The organism is Mycobacterium neumannii (genome assembly GCF_002245615.1).
Classification (GTDB): Bacteria; Actinomycetota; Actinomycetes; order Mycobacteriales; family Mycobacteriaceae; genus Mycobacterium; species Mycobacterium neumannii_A.
The window spans coordinates 162,942-183,341 of the sequence record NZ_NKCO01000007.1; the positions used below are offsets into that span (position 1 = coordinate 162,942).

18 protein-coding genes are annotated in these 20,400 nt (G+C 66.8%); 11 read left to right on the top strand and 7 right to left on the bottom strand.

What is annotated here, in order from left to right:
* Positions 1-5: 5 nt before the first annotated feature.
* Positions 6-551, bottom strand: coding sequence for a lipoprotein LppK (gene lppK, locus CEX88_RS11145; protein ID WP_202931453.1), 546 nt, complete (start codon positions 549-551; stop codon positions 6-8).
* A gap of 7 nt (positions 552-558) precedes the next feature.
* Positions 559-1,050: an MTB12 family secreted protein gene (locus tag CEX88_RS11150; protein WP_064418279.1), complete on the bottom strand. Its 492-nt coding sequence runs from the start codon at positions 1,048-1,050 to the stop codon at positions 559-561.
* Positions 1,051-1,195: 145 nt separating this feature from the next.
* Between CEX88_RS11150 and arc the strand changes: the two genes are divergently transcribed.
* The 3 genes from arc to CEX88_RS11165 all read left to right on the top strand — a co-directional run bounded on the left by arc (position 1,196) and on the right by CEX88_RS11165 (position 8,014).
* Positions 1,196-3,037 carry a proteasome ATPase gene (gene arc, locus CEX88_RS11155; protein ID WP_094293533.1) on the top strand — a complete coding sequence of 614 codons (1,842 nt, stop codon included), beginning with the start codon at positions 1,196-1,198 and terminating at the stop codon, positions 3,035-3,037.
* Positions 3,038-3,141: 104 nt separating this feature from the next.
* Entirely contained in the window at positions 3,142-3,768 is a 627-nt protein-coding gene (locus CEX88_RS11160) for a hypothetical protein (protein WP_094293582.1), read from the top strand.
* Between the two features lie 211 nt (positions 3,769-3,979).
* Positions 3,980-8,014 (top strand): adenylate/guanylate cyclase domain-containing protein, encoded by a 4,035-nt coding sequence (locus tag CEX88_RS11165; protein WP_094293534.1) that lies wholly within the window; start codon positions 3,980-3,982, stop codon positions 8,012-8,014.
* Here CEX88_RS11165 and CEX88_RS11170 read toward each other — a convergent pair.
* Both CEX88_RS11170 and CEX88_RS11175 read right to left on the bottom strand, forming a co-directional pair.
* On the bottom strand, positions 7,992-9,149 hold the full coding sequence (locus CEX88_RS11170; protein ID WP_094293535.1) for a hypothetical protein: 1,158 nt from the start codon (positions 9,147-9,149) through the stop codon (positions 7,992-7,994). The genes CEX88_RS11165 and CEX88_RS11170 overlap by 23 nt on opposite strands.
* A 30-nt stretch (positions 9,150-9,179) precedes the next feature.
* A complete protein-coding gene (locus CEX88_RS11175; RefSeq protein WP_238382041.1) occupies positions 9,180-10,349 on the bottom strand; it encodes a hypothetical protein in 1,170 nt (389 codons plus the stop codon).
* Between the two features lie 40 nt (positions 10,350-10,389).
* Here CEX88_RS11175 and dop point away from each other — a divergent pair, with 40 nt between their 5' ends.
* The 4 genes from dop to prcA all read left to right on the top strand — a co-directional run bounded on the left by dop (position 10,390) and on the right by prcA (position 13,819).
* A complete protein-coding gene (dop, locus tag CEX88_RS11180) occupies positions 10,390-11,886 on the top strand; it encodes a pup deamidase/depupylase (protein ID WP_064350045.1) in 1,497 nt (498 codons plus the stop codon).
* 93 nt (positions 11,887-11,979) lie between these two features.
* The gene (locus CEX88_RS11185; protein ID WP_064393943.1) at positions 11,980-12,174 is read left to right on the top strand and encodes a ubiquitin-like protein Pup; all 195 of its coding nucleotides are present in this window, start codon (positions 11,980-11,982) and stop codon (positions 12,172-12,174) included.
* Positions 12,171-13,079, top strand: a complete 909-nt coding sequence (gene prcB, locus CEX88_RS11190; protein WP_094293536.1) for a proteasome subunit beta — start codon at positions 12,171-12,173, stop codon at positions 13,077-13,079. The genes CEX88_RS11185 and prcB overlap by 4 nt, the downstream gene beginning before the upstream one ends.
* The gene (gene prcA, locus CEX88_RS11195; protein WP_064393941.1) at positions 13,076-13,819 is read left to right on the top strand and encodes a proteasome subunit alpha; all 744 of its coding nucleotides are present in this window, start codon (positions 13,076-13,078) and stop codon (positions 13,817-13,819) included. The genes prcB and prcA overlap by 4 nt, the downstream gene beginning before the upstream one ends.
* A gap of 1 nt (position 13,820) precedes the next feature.
* Here the strand turns inward: prcA and CEX88_RS11200 are convergent, their stop codons facing one another.
* Genes CEX88_RS11200 through CEX88_RS11210 form a run of 3 tightly spaced genes read right to left on the bottom strand, consistent with a single transcriptional unit; the run spans position 13,821 to position 16,569 of the window.
* A complete protein-coding gene (locus tag CEX88_RS11200) occupies positions 13,821-14,708 on the bottom strand; it encodes an alpha/beta fold hydrolase (RefSeq protein ID WP_094293537.1) in 888 nt (295 codons plus the stop codon).
* A 20-nt stretch (positions 14,709-14,728) separates the two neighbouring features.
* Complete coding sequence (locus CEX88_RS11205; RefSeq protein WP_238382042.1) at positions 14,729-16,297, bottom strand: alpha/beta hydrolase; 1,569 nt, start codon at positions 16,295-16,297, stop codon at positions 14,729-14,731.
* A complete protein-coding gene (locus CEX88_RS11210) occupies positions 16,294-16,569 on the bottom strand; it encodes a DUF7162 family protein (protein ID WP_094293538.1) in 276 nt (91 codons plus the stop codon). Before CEX88_RS11210 ends, CEX88_RS11205 begins: the two co-directional genes overlap by 4 nt.
* 155 nt (positions 16,570-16,724) lie before the next feature.
* On the opposite strand from CEX88_RS11210, the gene pafA reads away from it, so the two are divergent.
* The 4 genes from pafA to tatA are packed head-to-tail and all read left to right on the top strand — an operon-like array spanning position 16,725 to position 20,390.
* Positions 16,725-18,083, top strand: coding sequence for a Pup--protein ligase (gene pafA / locus CEX88_RS11215; protein WP_094293539.1), 1,359 nt, complete (start codon positions 16,725-16,727; stop codon positions 18,081-18,083).
* 39 nt (positions 18,084-18,122) lie between these two features.
* Positions 18,123-19,112, top strand: a complete 990-nt coding sequence (locus tag CEX88_RS11220; protein ID WP_094293540.1) for a helix-turn-helix transcriptional regulator — start codon at positions 18,123-18,125, stop codon at positions 19,110-19,112.
* A gap of 31 nt (positions 19,113-19,143) precedes the next feature.
* Positions 19,144-20,106 (top strand): helix-turn-helix transcriptional regulator, encoded by a 963-nt coding sequence (locus CEX88_RS11225; RefSeq protein WP_094293541.1) that lies wholly within the window; start codon positions 19,144-19,146, stop codon positions 20,104-20,106.
* A gap of 35 nt (positions 20,107-20,141) precedes the next feature.
* On the top strand, positions 20,142-20,390 hold the full coding sequence (gene tatA / locus CEX88_RS11230) for a Sec-independent protein translocase subunit TatA (RefSeq protein ID WP_066842621.1): 249 nt from the start codon (positions 20,142-20,144) through the stop codon (positions 20,388-20,390).
* Positions 20,391-20,400: the final 10 nt, after the last annotated feature.

Here is a 20,400-nt window from a genome sequence, read left to right on the forward strand (position 1 = left end):
GCGGCTCACGGCGTCGGTGTCGGCGTTGGGGCCGGACCGAGCTGCAACAGCGCATCGGTCGTCGAACGGGTCAGCTGCCAATGGTTGTCGGCGAAGCGGAACTGCATCGGGAACGTGAACTCGCCCGCCGCCGGGTTGGCGGTCCGCACGGTGACCATCGCCTGAACGACACCGTCCGCGCCGTCGGACCACGTCAGATCCTTGGCCTCGAACGTCGCCGGTGCGTAGCCGCCGTCGCGCAGCGCGACGGCGAACTTGTCCATCGATTCACCGTCGGCCGCGGTGGCGTCCTCGATCAGGTGGAGCTTCTCGGCCCCGGGAACGTTGGCGTCGGCGATGCGCGCCAGCACGTCGGTGAGCGCCTCGGGAGGCGGCAGGGGTGCGCTCGTCGCCCCCGGGTCCGGCGGCTGCACCGTCGGCGACGTCGCGACCGGCGGCTCGGTCGCCGCGGGGGATTCGGTTGCCGGTTCGTCGGCGCCACATCCGCAAAGCCCGAGCGCCGCCGCTAACGCGACGGCGCTCAGGACTGCGAAACGGTTGGTGCGGCGCACCGGGCTCCTAGCCGACGGCGGACAGCAGCGCCATCAGCGACTGCTTGGCCATCTGCCAGCCGGTCGGGCTCGGGCCGGGCACGAACTGGATGTTCTGGCTGGCCGTGCCGCCGGTGGCGGCGGTCGCGGTGACATCGGCCGACACGACGGGGCCGTTCTGGTCGATGTTGGCCACCGAGAAGCTCAACGGGAACTTGCCTTCGGCGGCCGCCTCACGAAGCTTGGTGTCGGCAACGCGGCTCTCGATGCGCCCGATGCCACCCTGGATGTACGGCGCTTTGCTGGCGGCCGTGCCGGACGTGCCGAGCGCCTGCAGCGTCTGCAGAAGCGCGCCTTCGAGTTCGGGAGCCGGGGCCTGCGGCATCGGGATGTCCCAAACGACCGGGGTGACGGTCGGTGCGGCGGCTACGTTGGAGGATGCAATGGACGTCACACCTGCCGCAGCACCGCCGACAACAGCAACCGCTGCGACGCCGGTAACGAGGGCTTTCAGGGTCACGATTTTCCTTTCGATCGGACCAACACATCAGAGAGGTTAACAGTGGTGCAGGTGTGTCGAATTGCTACACCGCACACAAAGGCTGAATCGCCGGTAGCTTTGAAGTTGTTACTGCACCAACTTTCGGTGCGGGGAGGGGCGCAATATGAGTGAATCAGACCGTTCTGACGCTTTCGCAGAGGGTTTTGACGCCCGAGGATCCGGCCTGTCCAGTGAGGACGCGGCCGAGCTCGAGGAGCTCCGCCGGGAGGCTGCCGTCTTGCGAGAGCAGTTGGAGAACGCGGTCGGGCCCCTGAGTGGGTTGCGCAGCGCCCGAGATGTTCACCAGCTCGAGGCGCGCATCGACTCCCTCGCCGCCCGCAACACCAAGCTGATGGAGACCCTCAAAGAGGCCCGTCAGCAGCTGCTCGCATTGCGCGAAGAGGTCGACCGCCTGGGCCAGCCGCCGAGCGGATACGGCGTACTGCTCGGCGTCCAGGACGATGAAACCGTCGACGTGTTCACGTCCGGGCGCAAGATGCGGCTGACGTGCTCGCCGAACATCGACACCAAGTCGCTCAAGCAGGGCCAGACCGTCCGCCTCAACGAGGCCCTGACGGTCGTGGAGGCCGGCAACTTCGAAGCGGTCGGCGAGATCAGCACGCTGCGCGAGATCCTCTCCGACGGACACCGCGCGCTGGTGGTCGGGCACGCCGACGAGGAGCGCATCGTCTGGCTCGCCGAGCCGCTGGTGGCGGCCGAGGACCTGCCGGAGCGCTACGACGACGACCTGAACGACGACACCCGTCCGCGAAAGCTGCGCCCGGGGGACTCGCTGCTGGTCGACACCAAGGCCGGATATGCGTTCGAGCGCATTCCCAAGGCCGAGGTCGAGGACCTCGTGCTCGAAGAGGTGCCCGACGTCAGCTACAACGACATCGGCGGCCTGGGTCGCCAGATCGAGCAGATCCGCGACGCCGTCGAACTGCCGTTCCTGCACAAGGAGCTGTACCGGGAGTACTCACTGCGCCCGCCCAAGGGTGTGCTGCTCTACGGTCCGCCCGGTTGCGGTAAGACGCTGATCGCCAAGGCAGTGGCCAACTCGCTGGCCAAGAAGATGGCCGAGGTGCGTGGCGACGACGCCCGCGAGGCGAAGAGCTACTTCCTCAACATCAAGGGCCCGGAGCTGTTGAACAAGTTCGTCGGTGAGACCGAGCGTCACATCCGGTTGATCTTCCAGCGCGCGCGAGAGAAGGCGTCCGAAGGCACCCCGGTGATCGTGTTCTTCGACGAGATGGACTCGATCTTCCGCACCCGTGGCACCGGTGTGAGCTCCGATGTGGAGACGACGGTTGTGCCGCAGCTGCTTTCGGAGATCGACGGCGTCGAGGGGCTGGAGAACGTCATCGTCATCGGCGCCTCCAACCGCGAGGACATGATCGATCCGGCGATCCTGCGGCCCGGCCGCCTGGACGTCAAGATCAAGATCGAGCGGCCGGATGCCGAAGCGGCCCAAGACATCTTCAGCAAGTACCTCACCGAAGAACTGCCGGTCAACGAGGACGACCTCGCGGAGTTCGACGGCGACCGCTCGCTGACGATCAAGGCGATGATCGAGAAGGTTGTCGACCGGATGTACGCCGAGATCGACGACAACCGCTTCCTCGAGGTGACCTACGCCAACGGCGACAAAGAGGTCATGTACTTCAAGGACTTCAACTCCGGTGCGATGATCCAAAACGTCGTCGACCGGGCCAAGAAGTACGCGATCAAGTCGGTGCTGGAGACCGGCAGCAAGGGTCTGCGGATCCAGCATCTGCTGGACTCGATCGTCGACGAGTTCGCCGAGAACGAGGACCTGCCCAACACCACCAATCCCGATGACTGGGCACGGATCTCGGGCAAGAAGGGCGAGCGGATCGTCTACATCCGCACGTTGGTCACCGGCAAGAGCTCGTCGGCCAGCCGGGCTATTGATACCGAGTCCAACCTGGGTCAGTACCTGTAGCCCACCTCCGCTTTCTTCCGCGAGCGGGCGTGTCTGCACACAACCCGCCGCGGTTGTGCAGCAATTCGCGCACGCTCGCGCCCGTCGAGCGCTACCGTCGCGTCATGTCTGCGGACGAGCTGTCGGTCACCGACGGCGTTTTCGGCAAGCGGTACGGCGAAGTGCTGCTCGTCAAATCCACGCCGTCCGGCGCCGAGGCCACGGTGTACAACACGTTTCCGCTCAACGACTGCCCGGCCGACTTGTGGAACGCGCTCGACGCGAAGGCGATCGCCCAGGAGAACGGCGCGGTGGCCACACTGCTCAACGGGCCGCGGTACTGGCTGATGAGCAGCATCGGTAAGAGAGGCCGGGAGACATTGGAGCGCAAGAGCTTCGGTGGTATCGAGATGCTGCGGCAAGCCACCGTCAAGCTCGCGTCGATGAACCCCGCTCCGTATCAACTGAACCGGGTGGACCGGAAGGCGGTCTTCACCTTCGATGCGGGCCGCGAGATCTACGAACTCGTCGACCCGGACGGCCGGTGCTGGGTCATGCAGACGTTCAGCCAGACGGTCGACCCGTCGCTCACGCTGGGAGACCTTCCCGGCCTTGCCGAAAGGCTGTCGCTACCCGATGGCTGGTCGTATCGGGCGCGCACGCCGACATCGCCGCTCGTCGTCGACACCGCCACCGAGGACGCCTGCGTGACGCAGGACGATCTCGCCAACAGCTACTCGTTGCAGACGTAGAAAGCGTGGGCTATCTACGCACTCCCCTGCGCATTGGTAGTGCGAGACCATCTTCGTGTCTAAATTGGGACTGCCGCGCGTGAATCGTTGAGACCCAATGTAATTGCTGTCGCAAGCTTCGCCGAGGGGCGACACTGCGCAATCAGGCCGCGTGGGTGCCGTAGGTCGTTATGCTGCGAGTTACGCTCCGATCTAGCTCAGGGAGCCCAGCGTGGTCACAGTATTCGTCAGCTGCTCGTCCCTCGACGAGAGCGTGGTCGACTCTCTGCTTGCCGATGTCCGCCAAGCCAGGATGCAGGCGTGGCCCACCACGGCCTCTCAACGCGACGACGCTCGGTGGACGACCATCCTCAAGCAGATTCGTCACTCCGAGGTGTTCGTTCTCGCCGTCTCGAACCAGGCGCTGAATTCCGAACGCTGCCGCGCCGAACTCGCCTACGCCAAGACCCTCGGGTTGCCGGTCCTGCCGGTTCAGGTCGGTGAGGTTTCCGGCTATCAGGGCGAACAGATCTCGAATACGCACATGATCGACTACCGCGAACCGTCGCGACGTTGCGGCATCGACCTCGTCTCCGCTCTACACGAGAACGCCTGCGAGCGTCGGGAGCTGCCAGACCCGCTACCACAGCCGCCTCCCATGCCGCGTGAGTACCTGCATCGATTGGACGCTCAGGTGCACGATGAAGCCGGTTTGACGCCGTCCGATCAACTGGAGCTCCTGCTCGAATTGCGTGCCGCCAGTGATGAAGAAGCCCCGACGACGCAGCACGACATTCATCGCCTGTTAAGCGCGCTGCGCAATCGCGACGACGTCACGCTCAAGGTCGCCGTCGAGATCGACAGCATCCTGGCAGACATGCCCCCACCAACGAAATATGCGGGCGAATCGGCCCGGCCCGATTCGACTGCTGACCCTAGTTCGGTGATAGCCGAGTTGTTCGGACTCGAACGTGATTACCGCATCGCACCCACCGTCGCCGCCGCGGGAACGCCGCTGTTCGACCCCGTCACCTCCGCCGCCGTCGAGGATCCATCGGGTGACGACGAGCATGTCGGAATCGATGACCTCCTTGAGCGCGCTGTCGCAGCTATCAACCGCGGTGACCGGGAGGCGGCGTCGGCTCTGGTCGAACAGGTGCTTGCAGTCGATGACGGAAACATCGACGCTGAGGATCTTCTCACCGCTCCTCCCGATGCGGGTGAGATACGGCGCCTGACAATTCTTTTCGCGGATCTTGTCGATTCGACGGTGTTGTCCACGCGGGTTGAGCCCGAGACGTATCGGCTGCTAGTGGGCCGCTATCGCGAACAGGTTCTTCGTATCGTAGACCGCTACGAAGGCCACGTGGGTTCAACAAAGGGCGACGGTCTCCTCGTGGTGTTCGGCTACCCAACGGCTCACGAGAACGATGTGCGCCGTGCAGTACAGGCCGGTCTTGAGATCACCCGGGAGGTCAGCCGCCTGAGCGAGCAAGCGGAGCGCCGTTTCGGTCTGCAGGTGAATGTACGAGTCGGCGTGCATCGCGGTGTCGTGTACCTCGACACGGCTCAAGACGACGTCTACGGGCTCGCGGCGAATCTGGCAGCACGAGTGTCAGGTCTGGCCGCGCCGGGCACCCTCGTCGTCTCGGACGCAGTAGAGCCGTTGATCAAGGCGGAGTTCCAAGTCGAGGAACTGGCTCCCGCACCCGTCAAGGGCGTCGAGGAGTTGATCCGGCACTACCGCGTCGTCGGTGAGCGACAGACCACTTCGAGTGGTCAATCAGGGCCGGTTGTCGGTCGCGATCGCGAACTCGCTCGGCTCGAGAAAAGCTGGGCCCGAGCAAAAGCTGGGACACTGACGACGCCCGGGGTGACCTTCCGCGGGGAGGCCGGGATCGGAAAGTCGCGACTCGCGGCGGCCGCAACCAATCTCGTCAGGCGAGACGGTGGGAGGGTCGTCGAGCTGGTGGGTTCACCGTTCCATCCTGACGCCGGGTTGCATCCGGTCCGTGCCCTGCTCGAGGGCCATTGTGGCATCGACCGCCAGACCGACGCCGCGCAGCGACTCAGCAGGCTGCATGACGAGATCGCGGCCCTTTCACTGGATCCCGAAGCCGTTGCTCCGCTTCTTGCGCCGGTCCTCGGCATCGCACCGGAGCACGGATACCGTCCGGTGCCCGCAGAAGGCCGAAAGCTACAAGAGATGATCAACGACGCCGTGGAGGGTTATCTCCGAGCTTGCTTTGGAGAAGCACCTGGCCTGCTGCTCGCTGAGGACGCGCACTGGTTCGACAGTTCCACGCTCGAGGTGCTCGGACAGGTGCTCGGCGGCGCTGAGGGGCGGCTCCTGGTAGTGATCACCGGGCGCGACGGTACCTGGCTGGATCCGCAATGGCAGGTCAAACTTTTCGACCTCAAGCCGTTGAGCGACGCAGAGACGGATGAACTCATCCAGACTCTCAATCCCGGCGTGACCGCAGAACAATGTGCCTCTGTGCGCCGCCGATGTGACGGAGTGCCCTTCTACATCGAACAAGTGGTGGCCGGGCTTACGTCATCTGCTGGAGCAGACGACCTGTCCCAGGTGCCTGACCCGCTCTACGAACCGCTTTTCGCACGGTTGCTCTCGGCGCCGAACGTGGTGCCGGTGGTCGAAGCGGCCGCGGTCATCGGTCGCCACGTAGATCGCAGCCTGCTGTGCGCTGTGACATCTCTGGACGAGGATGAGGTAGACGACGTTCTCGACGAGCTCGAAAAAGCACGAGTCATTGAGCCGCACGGGATATCCGAATTCCGGTTCCGCCACGAGTTGCTGCGCGAGGTGGCAGCCGAGTTGGCGCCGCCGAGCGTGCGGCGAGGTTTGCACGCCAAGATCGCCGACGAGCTGATCGAGCAAGCGGCGGGTGAGCCGGACTGGCGTCTGGTCGCCGCCCACTACCGACACGCCGAACGACACACCGACGCGGCTTCGGCCTTCCAGAAGGCATCCGCGGATGCGCGCCTGCGGGGTGCGCTCGGCGAGGCACGGTCCCACCTGGGGCATGCGCTCGAGGAACTCGGCAAGTGCCCACCGAGCACGCATCGTGATCGCCTGGAGATAGCGCCCCGGCTCGTGCGCGGGTTTCTCGCATCGGCTGTGGAGGGCTACCAGAGCCCTGCTGTAGCGGAGGACTTCGAACGCTGCCTGCAACTTGCCGGTACCGACATCCGCGCCGACGAAGTCTTCGCGACGCTGGTGGCACTCAGTAGCTACTATGTCCCGCGCGCCGACCTACGTCGCGCCTCCCAGGTGCTGGAGCTGGTAGATGCCGGCGCTGAGGGCGAGCGGCATTGGTTCCGTCCGGCGATACAGAGTGCATTCGGCATGGTGGCCTTCCTAAGAGGTGACTTCGGTGACGCTCAGATCCGTTTCGAGCAAGCGACTACCGGACTGGCCGAAGACGATGCACATCAAATCGGCGCACTATGGTTCATTCCGGACGATCCGATTGCACTAGCCCATGAGCATCTGGCGATGAACCGCTTATTTCAGGGCGACATCTCCGGCGCCGAAGCCGAGTTCGCCAATGCGGTGCGTCGCGCTCAGAAACTCGAATTTCCGCAAGGCCCTTATAACCATGTGTATGCGATCGACATCGAGATCTGGATGCGGGCCGAGGCCCAGCAATTCGATGAGGCCAGGGCGCTTGTCACCGACATGATCGAACGGGCGGAACGCTATGGGTTCGATTTTTGGCAGCTCTTCGGAGCAACCGAGCAGACGCTCGTCGAGGCCACCGAGTTGCTGACCGACGCCCAACCCGAGGCCGGCGCTTTGCAGACCCAAATCGATGCGGTCACTGGGTTCATCGAATTCTGGCGCTCGGTCGGCTTGTACGCCTACCAGACCCACTACGACTGTCTGCTCGCTCAACTTCTTGTCGCAGCTGGGCGTCTCGATGAAGCGCGCGACCGAGTCGAGATCGCACTCGATATCGCGAGAAATACCGAGATGCACATGTACGACGCGGAGCTCTTGAGGACCCGCGCTCATACCTGGGCCGAGCCGGCCGATCGACATCGCGACTTCGCCGCAGCGATCGCGTTGAGTCGTCGCCAGGGGAACCCTCTGTTCGAATTACGGTCTGCCATCGATGATTTCGAACTGCGAGGCATCTCGGCCGTTGATGCGTTGACCGAGGCGATCGGGATGCTTCCCGCTGACTGCGAGCTACCCGAATACCGTCGAGCACAGTGCCTGATCAGGACCGATTCTCAAGCATGAGATAGGCGTCGCGGCCGGCCAGGCTGACCGCGACGTCGGCGATCAGCGGGTCGAAGAAGCGCTCGCGGTACAACGGGTCCACGCTGGTGCTGACGGTGAAGTACAACCCCGACAACACGGCGACGAAAAGCGATACGTGCACGATGGTCTGCGGCACCGGCACGTTGACGCCGAACCACGTTCCCGGACAAGGTGGTTCGCCGACCGGACAGGACTGCTCCGATGCCCACAGCACCGCGACATCGTCAGGCACGGCGACGATGCCGAGCGCGAGGAAGAATATGAACAGTCCGGTCGTGAAGAACACCACCTGGATCGTCTGGGAAAACACCATCACCGCAACGACATTGACCTGTTCGGCCAGCGACAGCGGCGTGCGTTCCAGGCGCGTGCCGGGCGCGACGGCCAGCGGTGTGCCCTCGAGCAGCGTGGCCGGGTCGTTTTGTTCGGCGCGATCTTCGCGCAGCGCCCGAACCTCGTCGCGAATCGTGGTGACCACGAAGATAAGCCCGACCAGGGCCAGGAAACCGATTGTCTGCCAGAGCCGTTGGCGTGGCATCCGGGCGGCCAGCTGCCAAAGCTCGCCGGTAAAGTACACGACGACGGTGAGCATCAGCAGCGGCAGCGCCCGACTCATCAGTGTTCCGAGCGCACCGAGTTGCACCCAGGCGAACCGCAGCGCCCACAACGCGATCGCGCCGATACCGAGATAGGTGAGCCAGATCGCGACGACGGCGACGACCGCGAACCCCACCGCCTCGACAGCCGCGATGCCCGAAAAACCGCTGTCGGCGAACGGAAGTCCCAGCACGAACACCGCCATCACCACCAACGCCGCTGAGCGTCGTCCGGTCTCGCTGTGCGCGGTGCCGATGCGGTGCAGAAGATGCAACCCGAACGGAGCCGCCACCAACAGCGCGGTCAGCACCCCCAACCGGATCGCATAGCCGATGTCGGGATCATCGCCGGTGAGATCGGCCAGCAACATCGTCAGCGAAATCACCGCTCCGACACCGCTCACCGTCGGGGCGGAGCGTTCGATCAGCGCCCCGGAGCGAACCCGTCGCGTGAGAACCAGCGGCAGCCCGCGATGCAGGAACCAGTTGTGCACCCGACGCATGTCCGACACGGGCATATTGTGCGCGAGATTCGCTCCGGCAGGCGCTCACCGCGCCGGAACGGCGGCCCGGTAGCGGTTGCGGGCGGTCAGCGTGAGCCACAGATCGTCGAGCAGAGGGGCGATGAACCGGTCGTGATAGGCGTCGTCGCCCACCGCGCGGGCGCTGACGTACATGAACGTCAAGGCGCCCAGGAACAACGTCACCTGGATCAGGGCATCCGGAACAGGGATCGTCATGCCGAGGAATTGCCCGTCGCTGGATCCGTTTCGCGTCCATGCCGCGAGCAGCTCGGGCGAGAGCAGTATCAACCCCAACACCAGGAACAACAGCGCGGTGACCGTGGCCACGACCAGGATGTGGGCCAATTGCGACACCGCGAGCACGAAGTACACGTTCCACCGCTCGGGCCGGCTCAGCGGCTTCACCCGCGCAGGGTCGGGCATGTCGGCGAACGGAGTCCCGTCCAGCATTGCGGCGTGACCCGGGTCCGGATCGGTGTCGTTGACCATGGGGCGCAACCGGTCCACGATCACCGACGCGACGAACGCCGCCGCGATCGCGGTGAGGAATGACAGCGCCAACCAGAGCCGGGAGCGCGAGATCGTCGCCGCCATCAGCCACACCGGCGAGTTGAAGAACACCAGGAACGTCAGCAGCAGCACGGGCAGCGCCCGCAGCAGCAGTGAGCCCGCCGCGCTCAGATGCGCGAGGGTCACCCGGGCGGCCCAACCCAATATCGAGCCGATGCCCAACGCGGTGAGTGCCAGGATCGCCCCGATGGCCACGGCCACCCACACCAGGTTCCTCGGCAGATACGGGCTCGGGCCGCCGAACACACCGCCCAGCACCGCAACGGCGACAGCGACCGCCGCGGCCGCGAGCCGACCCCGCTGAAGAGGGATGCGCGACACCCACCAGCCCAGCGCCGCCGCCACCGGCAGCACCAGAATCAGCAGCACCAGCACGAACCACTCGCCCCGCGTCGGCCGTCCGTCGATGTCGATCGCGTGTTTACCCGTCAACGACACCACGGCGACGGTGTTGGCCATCAGCACCGCGAATGCGGCGAGGGCGGGGGCCGACCGCGACCACAGTTGGCGCACCGAACGGCTGGGCCGCAGTACCGCAGGCAGGCCGTGCACGAGGAACCACCGTTCGGCGGCCTGACGGCGCGCCGCATCGATGGGGGCGGGATCGACCTGATCGGATGGCACGGTCGCAGGCTACTTTCCGCCGTCACCTAGGCTTGACGACATGCAACGGATTATCGGGACCGAGGTCGAGTACGGCATCTCGTCGCCGTCCGACCCGACCGCGAATCCGATTCTGACCTCCACCCAGGCTGTGCTCGCGTACGCCGCGGCGGCCGGGATCCAGCGTGCCAAGCGCACGCGCTGGGACTACGAGGTGGAATCGCCGCTGCGCGACGCCCGTGGCTTCGACCTCAGCCGGTCGGCGGGGCCGCCGCCGGTCGTCGACGCGGACGAGGTCGGCGCGGCGAACATGATCCTGACCAACGGTGCCCGCCTGTACGTCGACCACGCCCATCCGGAGTACTCCGCACCCGAGTGCACCGACCCGCTGGACGCCGTGATCTGGGACAAGGCGGGCGAGCGGGTGATGGAGGCCGCCGCGCGGCACGTCGCCAGCGTGCCCGGCGCCGTGAAACTGCAGCTCTACAAGAACAACGTCGACGGTAAGGGCGCGTCCTACGGGTCGCACGAGAACTACCTGATGAGCCGGCAGACCCCGTTCTCCGCGGTGATCGCCGGGCTGACGCCGTTCCTGGTGTCGCGCCAGGTCGTGACCGGTTCGGGGCGCGTGGGCATCGGTCCCTCCGGCGACGAGCCGGGCTTCCAGCTGTCGCAGCGCTCCGACTACATCGAGGTGGAGGTCGGCCTCGAGACGACACTCAAGCGCGGCATCATCAACACCCGCGACGAGCCGCACGCCGACGCCGACAAGTACCGCAGGCTGCACGTGATCATCGGCGACGCGAACCTGTCGGAGACCTCGACGTATCTCAAGCTCGGCACCACCGCGCTGGTGCTGGACCTGATCGAAGAGGGGATGGATCTCAGCGATCTCGCGCTGGCCCGTCCCGTGCACGCGGTGCATGTGATCAGCCGCGACCCGTCGCTGCGCGCCACCGTCGCGCTGGCCGACGGTCGCGAGGTGACCGGCCTTGCGCTGCAACGGATGTACCTCGACCGGGTGGCCAAGCTCGTGGACAGCCGTGATCCGGACCCGCGGGCCGCCGACATCGTCAAGATGTGGGCCGAAGTCCTCGACCTGCTGGAGCGCGATCCGATGGAGTGCGCGGAGATCCTGGACTGGCCGGCCAAGCTGCGCCTGCTCGAAGGTTTCCGTCATCGCGAAAACCTGGGCTGGTCGGCACCGCGGCTGCACCTGGTCGACCTGCAGTACTCCGACGTGCGGCTGGACAAGGGCCTCTACAACCGGCTGGTGGCGCGCGGGTCGATGAAGCGGCTGGTGACCGAGCAGCAGGTGCTGGACGCGGTCGACAACCCGCCGACCGACACGCGCGCGTACTTCCGCGGTGAGTGCCTGCGCCGCTTCGGGGCCGACATCGCCGCGGCGAGCTGGGACTCGGTGATATTCGATCTGGGCGGTGATTCGCTGGTCCGGATTCCCACGCTGGAGCCGCTGCGGGGCAGTAAGGCGCACGTCGGAGCCCTTCTGGACTCCGTGGACAGCGCCGTGGAACTGGTAGAACAGCTCACCAACTAGGCGCGCTATCGCAGGCAATCAGCGCGGCGACCGGTAATGTGGAGTCACGGCGGGCAGCAGTGAGCCCGCCGACAACTTACGCAGGAGGCAGCGATGGCTCAGGAGCAGACCAAGCGTGGCGGTGGTGGCGGCGAGGACGACGACCTCACCGGCAGCACGGCCGCCGGGCAGGAGCGTCGCGAGAAGCTGGCCGAGGACACCGACGACCTGCTCGACGAGATCGACGACGTCCTCGAGGAGAACGCCGAAGACTTCGTGCGCGCATACGTCCAGAAGGGTGGACAGTGACCTGGCCGCACCGTGATCAGCTGGCCTTTCCCTCGCCCCTACCTGGAGCTCCATCCGTTCCCGTGGACCTGTCGTCCTTCTCTGAACTCCTGCGCCGCCAGGCGCCCGAACTTCTACCCGCTCACCGGGCCGCCGCCCACGCAGGCGACGCCCATTCCGACTTCGCGCCCCACGGCACCACGATCGTCGCGCTGAAGTTCCCCGGGGGCGTGGTCATGGCCGGTGACCGCCGCGCCACCCAGGGCCACATGATCGCCAGCCGCGATGTGCAGAAGGTGTACATCACCGACGATTACACGGCCACGGGCATCGCCGGGACGGCGGCCATCGCGGTCGAGTTCGCCCGCCTCTACGCCGTCGAACTCGAACACTACGAGAAGCTGGAAGGCGTCGCTCTGACCTTCCCCGGCAAGGTGAACCGGCTCGCGACCATGGTGCGCGGCAACCTCGGTGCGGCCCTGCAGGGTTTCGTGGCGCTGCCGCTGCTCGCCGGCTACGACCTCGACGACCCCAACCCGCAAGCGGCAGGGCGCATCGTGTCCTTCGACGCGGCGGGCGGCTGGAACTTCGAAGAAGAGGGCTACCAGTCGGTGGGCTCGGGCTCCATCTTCGCCAAGTCGTCGATGAAGAAGCTGTATGCGCAAGTGACGGATGGTGATTCGGCGCTGCGGGTGGCCATCGAGGCGCTCTACGACGCCGCCGACGACGATTCGGCGACCGGTGGGCCCGACCTCGTGCGCGGTATCTACCCGACCGCGGTGATCATCGACGCCGACGGCGCCGAAGAGGTGACCGAGGAGCGCATCGCCGAGTTCGCCCGTTTGGTGATCGAAAACCGTTCGCGCGCTGACACATTCGGCCCGGACGCTGTCCACCGTTCGACCGATGCGCGGGGAGATTCGTGAGCTTTCCCTATTTCATCTCGCCCGAACAGGCGATGCGTGAGCGGTCCGAGCTCGCGCGCAAAGGTATCGCCAGGGGGCGCAGCGTCGTGGCGCTGGCCTACGCCGACGGCGTGCTGTTCGTCGCCGAGAACCCCTCCCGTTCGCTGCAGAAGGTGAGCGAGCTCTACGACCGGGTGGGGTTCGCCGCCGTCGGGCGGTTCAACGAGTTCGACAACCTGCGCCGCGGAGGCATCCAGTACGCCGACACCAGGGGTTACGCCTACGCCCGCCGCGACGTCACCGGACGTCAGCTGGCCAACATATACGCCCAGACGCTGGGCACCATCTTCACCGAACAGGCAAAGCCCTACGAGGTCGAGCTGTGTGTCGCAGAGGTCGCCCACTACGGCGAGTCCAAACCTCCGGAGATGTACCGCATCACCTATGACGGGTCGATCGCCGACGAGCCCCACTTCGTGGTCATGGGCGGAACGACCGAACCGATCATCGCCGCCCTCAACGACTCCTACACCGAGAACGCCGGCCTCGAAGATGCGATGAAGATCGCGATCGACGCCCTGCACGCCGCGGGTAACGGTGGCACCGAACAGCGTGTGCTGGGTCCCTCGACACTCGAGGTGGCGATCCTGGACGCCAATCGGCCACGGCGCGCGTTCCGTCGGATCACCGGCTCCGCCCTGGAGACGCTGCTGCCCGCGGTGGAGGAGACGCCGCAGGACTCCGAACCCGCCGGAGAGTAGGTCAGCCGGCGGCCGGCGTCGGCCGCGCCCGGATGAGGATGAGTTCGGCGAACTGCTCAGGGCATTCCAACGGCGCGAAATGTCCCGCGTCGTAAGCGAAGTGCACGTGCACGTCGCTGAAGTAGTGCCCGAGTCGGTCCGACCATGCGGCCGGGAACAGCGGATCATGGTGCGGCCACACCACATCGGTGGGTAAGTGGATCTTGATGGCACGCTCGGGCGGCAGTTCGGTGAGCGACTGGGCGATCATCCCGGCGCCCGCGCGGTACCACGCGATCGACGCGGTGAACGCCCCGGGCAGACCGTAGTCGGCCACCAGTCGTTCCAGATCGTCTTCTGACACGGCGAAATTCGGCCCTGACCAATGCGTCCAGAAGTGCCGTAGGTAGTCGCGGACCAGGTCGGGGTTCCCGTCGAGCAGCTGGCCCGCCAGCGGTAACTGGTGGAAGGACTGATACCAGAACTCGCTCTGCGCCTTCGCGGTCAGGACGCGGTCACCGGCACCGGGCAGCGGCGGGGACAGCACCAGCGAGCGCACCAGGTCCGGCTGCATGCGAGCGACGCTCTGCGCGACGCGGCTGCCGACGTCGTAGCCGGCAAGCACCACCTCGGACAGCTCGAGCTCCTTGATCAGGCCGATGATGCTGCCGGCCTGCGCGGTGGCGCTGTAGAAGTGCCGGATCGCGACCGCGTGTTTGTCCGAGCCGCCAAACCCCCGCAGGTCCGGCACGACGACATCGGCGGCATCCCCGAGCAGCGGCACCACCCGGCGATAGTCGTGGCGGTTACCGGGCCAGCCGTGCAGCAGTACCACCGGCGGCGCGCCCCTGGTGCCGAACCGGTCGTAGGCGAGCCGGAACCCGTCGACGGGCGAGCTGCGCGACCACACCGGCTTATTTTGGCCAGATGTCATCCCGGTTGTTGCGAGGTTGCACGATCCCTGCCGATATCACCGGTGATGACCCCCAGGATCGCGCGCCATGCGTCCGAGGGTGCGTTCAGCACGTCGGAGTGGGCGCTGGGGCCGGCCATCGGGCGTCCGTCGTCGTACCGGCCTGCGGGCAACGTGATCACACCGGCCATCTCGTCGGGGTCGGCGCCGTGCGGGCCGCCCGGGATACCCTGCACGGCCGCGATGAGGTCGCCGGGCGGTGTCATGGAGAAGCGCAACACATGTGGGTTTCTGTTGTGCCAGTCACCGGGCTCGTGCACCCCGACGCCCGCCCCCGCGGCGGCGACGTACATCGTGCGGTCCGAGGTCATGCCCAACGCCTCCGCGGTGCCCACGATCGACCCGCCGTAGGAGTGGCCGACGACGGTGACAGGGATCCGGCGGCCCGTCGAGTCCACCGTGCGATCGACGTCTTCGGTGAAGGCGACCAGCCGCGGCGCCATGGCCTGCGCGTACCGCGGGTCGGCCGCCGCCGCCAGACCACTCACGACGTTGTCGCCGCGCGGAAACGGCCCGCCGAGATAGGTGATGGCGGCGACGTCGCCGCGGGTCGCCGAGACGAACCGGCGCGCGGTCCCGACGTTGGCCGCCGAGCCGGTGATCGCCGTGTTCAGCCCCGGTACGAGCACGGCGACGCTGGAGGCCGTTGCGACGTTGCCGTGCAGCTCCACCAGCGATGAACGGCCGGGGTCGAACGCCAGCACCTGGCGGTCCAGGCGGGCGTGGCCGCCTGCGGGATCGTCGATCTCTCCGAGCAGCTCCCGGTACACCGCGAGCCGCTGCGGATCGGGCTCGCGCAGCACGGCCTGCGCCACGTTGGTGCGGTTGGCCTCGACCCGCATCTGCCACGGCACGCCGTCGGTGTTGCCCACCTGCGAAGGGAAGTCGTCGATCAGCCGCTGTCGCTGCTCGGGTGTCATGGCCGCGATCTGATCGGCGATCCGGTCCTGGCTGGTGACCGGCCATGCGGCGACGACGTCGGCATCGGCGGCCTGACTACCGGCGGCCGGGAACACGAAGGCCTCGGCGATGTCGGCGGCAGCGTCGGCGTCGGCGGCGTCGAGGCGGTCCAGTGCCTCGGCGAGTTGGCCGGTCAGCTCGGCCGCACGCACGGTGAGCATCTCGACGGCGACCGGTGGGGCACCTCCGGACAGCGCGACCAGCAGCGGCGACGGCGGGTCGTGCACCGCGACCACCCCGGCGTCGTCGACGGAAAAGCCTTCGGCGCGCGCGGTGGCGACCACGGCCATCACGTCGGCTCGGGCGGCGCTGATCTGGGCGGCGCCGTCGCGGGCGGCCGCGGCGGCGAGCACCAGTGCGCGCGAGAGCGTATCGGCCGTCGCGACAATGCTTTTCGCGCGGTGACGGGCCGTCTCAGCGGCAGCACCGGTCCAGAAGCTGAATTCGGCGGCCAGGGAGTCGGCGTGCACGCACACGGACCGGGCGTTGCGGTCCCACCCGTCGGCCATCAGGCCCAGCGCGCCGGGAGACCAGGTGTGGGCCTGGCCGATGGTCGGCCGCGTCACCGCCCGACGCGGTCGCCGGTGCGTTGCTCGGCGCGCTCGAAAGCGTCCGCCGAGATCCGCGCCGCGAGGGCCCAGCCGCGCATGTTCGCGACGACCTCGGCGAGCCCGGGTGCGACGGGCGCTGTCATGGCGACATCGGCGACGGCCGCGCCGGGCAGCTCACCCGGATTCAATTCGGGCCAACGCATCTCGGCGATCCGGTCGGCGGCGGTCATGACCTTTTCGGCGACGGTGCGCAGTTGCGACACGTCGACCTCGACGATTTCCCCCATGGCTCATGCTGACAGAATCGGCGTCTGCGCTGCTGAAGTTATCCACAGGCCGACGTCCCTTACGGACTTTGACGCGAGTGTCAAGCGAACGTCCGCTGCCTTCTTCGGCGCGGCTTGCCCACCGCGACCGGCGAGCAGCAAGTAGTCTCGATGAGGTGCAGCGACGAATCATGGGCATCGAGACCGAATTCGGTGTCACCTGCACGTTCCACGGCCATCGTCGGCTCAGCCCCGACGAGGTGGCGCGCTACCTGTTCCGGCGAGTCGTGTCGTGGGGCCGCAGTTCGAACGTATTCCTCCGGAACGGCGCCCGGCTCTACCTCGACGTGGGCAGCCACCCCGAGTACGCCACCGCCGAGTGCGACAGCCTCACGCAGTTGGTCACCCACGACCGGGCGGGCGAGCGGGTGCTCGAAGATCTGCTCATCGACGCCGAACAGCGGTTGGCCGACGAGGGCATCGGCGGCGACATCTACCTGTTCAAGAACAACACCGACTCCGCGGGCAACTCCTACGGCTGCCACGAGAACTACCTGATCGTGCGGGCCGGAGAATTCTCGCGCATCTCCGACGTGCTGCTGCCGTTCCTGGTCACCCGCCAGTTGATCTGCGGTGCGGGCAAGGTGCTGCAAACTCCCAAGGCCGCGACCTTCTGCCTGAGCCAGCGCGCCGAGCACATCTGGGAGGGCGTGTCGTCGGCTACCACCCGGTCACGACCGATCATCAACACCCGCGACGAACCGCACGCCGACGCCGAAAAGTACCGCAGGCTGCACGTCATCGTCGGCGACTCGAACATGTGCGAGGCCACCACGATGCTCAAGGTGGGCACGGCGTCGCTGGTGCTCGAGATGATCGAGGCCGGAATCGCGTTCCGCGACTTCTCGCTGGACAACCCGATCCGCGCGATTCGGGAGGTCAGCCACGACCTGACCGGCCGGCGCCCGGTACGCCTGGCCGGCGGCCGACAGGCCAGCGCCCTGGACATCCAACGCGAGTACTACACCCGCGCCGTCGAGTACCTGCAGAGCCGGGAGCCCAACACGCAGATCCAGCAGGTCGTCGACCTGTGGGGACGCCAACTCGACGCCGTGGAGAGCCAGGACTTCGCCAAGGTCGACACCGAGATCGACTGGGTCATCAAACGAAAGCTGTTCCAGCGCTATCAGGACCGCTACAACATGGAGCTGTCCGACCCGAAGATCAGCCAACTCGACCTCGCCTATCACGACATCAAGCGCGGCCGCGGGGTGTTCGATCTGCTGCAGCGCAAGGGACTGGCCGCGCGGATCACCACCGACGAGGACATCGAGGCGGCCGTCAACACGCCGCCGCAGACCACCAGGGCAAAACTGCGCGGCGAGTTCATCAGCGCCGCGCAGGAAGCCGGCCGCGACTTCACCGTCGACTGGGTGCACCTCAAGCTCAACGATCAGGCGCAGCGCACGGTGCTGTGCAAGGACCCGTTCCGGTCGGTCGACGAGCGGGTGAAGCGGCTGATCGCCTCCATGTAGGCGCTCGGCCGGCGGGCGGCAAGCTCTAAGCTGGGTCGAATGGCGATCTCCAAAGTCGAACGGCTGATGAACCTCGTGATCGCACTCCTGTCGACGCGCAACTTCATCACCGCCGAGCGGATCCGCCAGACGGTTTCGGGATACGCCGACAGCGCCAGCGATGAAGCCTTCTCCCGCATGTTCGAGCGCGACAAGAACGAGTTGCGCGACTTGGGCATTCCGCTGGAGACCGGGCGGGTCTCGCAATTCGACCCGACCGAGGGCTATCGGATCAACCGGGAGGCCTACGCGCTGCCCACGGTCGAACTGACCCCCGACGAGGCGGCCGCCGTCGCCGTGGCCACCCAGCTGTGGGAATCGCCGGAGCTGATCACCGCCACCCAGGGTGCGCTGCTGAAACTGCGCGCGGCGGGCATCGACATCGACGCCGTGGAGGCCGCACCGGCGATCACGTCGACCGCGGCACTGCCCGGGCTGCGCGGGTCCGAGGAGGTGCTCGGAATCCTGTTGTCCGCCATCGACTCCGGACAAGCCGTGCAGTTCCCGCACCGACCGTCGCGCAGCGACCCCTACACCACCCGCACGGTGGAACCCTGGGGCGTCATCACGCACCGGGGCCGCTGGTATCTGGTGGGACACGACCGCGACCGCGACGCCACCCGCACGTTCCGGCTCTCCCGCATCGGCGCCGAGGTGACCACGATCGGACCGCCCGGTGCGGTCAAGCGACCACAGGGCGTCGACCTACGCGAAGTCGTCGAACGCGCAGTGGGCGAGTGGCCATCGGGCGGCCAGGCGCGGGTGTGGATCGCCGACGGCAAAGGCACCGCGTTGCGGCGACGGGCCGCCTCGGCGACTCCGCAGACACACAACGGCCGCGCGGGAGAGGTCATCACCATCGACATCGGAATGTTCGACCGGCTGGCCCGCGAGGTCGCCAGCTACGGTCCCGACGCGGTGGCACTCGAGCCCTACTCGTTGCGCGACGACGTGGTGGCTCGGTTGACGGCCCAGGCGGGACAACAGTGACTTGCGAGCGAGTAGCGAAGGCGGATCGCGCATGACGGCCGTATCGACGCGCCTGGTCCGGCTGCTCAACATGGTGCCGTACTTCCAGGCCAACCCGAAGATCACCTACGCAGAGGCGGCCTCCGATCTCGGCGTCAGCGTCAAGCAGTTGCGCGAAGACCTGAACCAGCTGTGGATGTGTGGGCTGCCGGGATACGGACCCGGCGACCTGATCGACTTCGAGTTCTCCGGCGACACAATCGAAGTGACGTTCACCGCGGGTATCGACCACCCGCTGCGGCTGACATCGCCGGAGGCGACGGGCGTGCTGGTGGCCCTGCGCGCGCTGGCCGAGGTGCCCGGCATGGTGGACCCGGAGGCTGCGCGCAGTGCGATCGCGAAGATCGAGTCCGCCGCGGGCACGGTGGGCCAGGACGGTGCCGCGGTCGACGAGCCCGCGCCGATCGAGAGCGACGCGGCCGCGGCGGTGCGGGAGGCGGTGCGCGACGGACACGCCTTGTCCATCGAGTACTACTCGGCGTCGCACGACATGCTGACCAGCCGCATCGTCGACCCGATCCGTGTGGTGCTGGTCGGCGACCACAGCTACCTGGAGGCGTGGTGCCGCACCGCCGAGGGGGTGCGGCTGTTCCGTTTCGACCGCATCGTCGACGCGCAGGTGCTCGACGAGCCCTCGTCGCCGCCACCGCCGGCGGTGCAGGCCGAACCGGACACCTCGCTGTTCGACGCGGACCCCTCCCTGCCCTCAGCACTTCTGCTGATCGACCGGTCGGCGGCGTGGATGTTCGACTACTACCCGCTGCGGGTCAGCCGGGAACTGCCCGACGGCGCCGGTTGGGAGGCCGCGATGACCTACGCCTCCGACGACTGGATGGCCCGCTTCGTGCTCGGTTTCGGGTCGGCGGTGCGGGTCCTCGAACCCGCCCAGTTGGCCGAGAGGGTGCGGGAATCGGCGCACGCCGCGCTGCGCGCCTACGGCGCGGAGGCCGAGTGACGGTAGACTGGCCGCGACGTCTGGAGGTGACCTAAATGGGCGGTCTACAACCCTGGCACTGGGTGATCGTTATCGCCGTATTCGTGCTGCTCTTCGGTGCCAAGAAGCTCCCGGACGCGGCACGCTCGCTCGGCAAGTCGATGCGGATCTTCAAGTCGGAGATCAAGGAGATGCAGGCCGATTCCAAGTCGGATACGCCGCCGGCTACTCCGATCGCCTCGGAGCGCGTTGACAACGCTGCGGCTCCGGAGCCCGAGCATCCATCGGACAAACGTCCGGCCTGAACGCCGAGAA

Coding starts and splice junctions, on each gene's coding strand:
- CEX88_RS11160 (WP_094293582.1), top strand. CDS start 3,142: ATGTCTGCGGACGAGCTGTCGGTCACCGACGGCGTTTTCGGCAAGCGG.
- CEX88_RS11225 (WP_094293541.1), top strand. CDS start 19,144: ATGACGGCCGTATCGACGCGCCTGGTCCGGCTGCTCAACATGGTGCCG.
- arc (WP_094293533.1), top strand. CDS start 1,196: ATGAGTGAATCAGACCGTTCTGACGCTTTCGCAGAGGGTTTTGACGCC.
- tatA (WP_066842621.1), top strand. CDS start 20,142: ATGGGCGGTCTACAACCCTGGCACTGGGTGATCGTTATCGCCGTATTC.
- dop (WP_064350045.1), top strand. CDS start 10,390: ATGCAACGGATTATCGGGACCGAGGTCGAGTACGGCATCTCGTCGCCG.
- CEX88_RS11170 (WP_094293535.1), bottom strand. CDS start 9,149: ATGCCCGTGTCGGACATGCGTCGGGTGCACAACTGGTTCCTGCATCGC.
- CEX88_RS11220 (WP_094293540.1), top strand. CDS start 18,123: ATGGCGATCTCCAAAGTCGAACGGCTGATGAACCTCGTGATCGCACTC.
- CEX88_RS11185 (WP_064393943.1), top strand. CDS start 11,980: ATGGCTCAGGAGCAGACCAAGCGTGGCGGTGGTGGCGGCGAGGACGAC.
- CEX88_RS11210 (WP_094293538.1), bottom strand. CDS start 16,569: ATGGGGGAAATCGTCGAGGTCGACGTGTCGCAACTGCGCACCGTCGCC.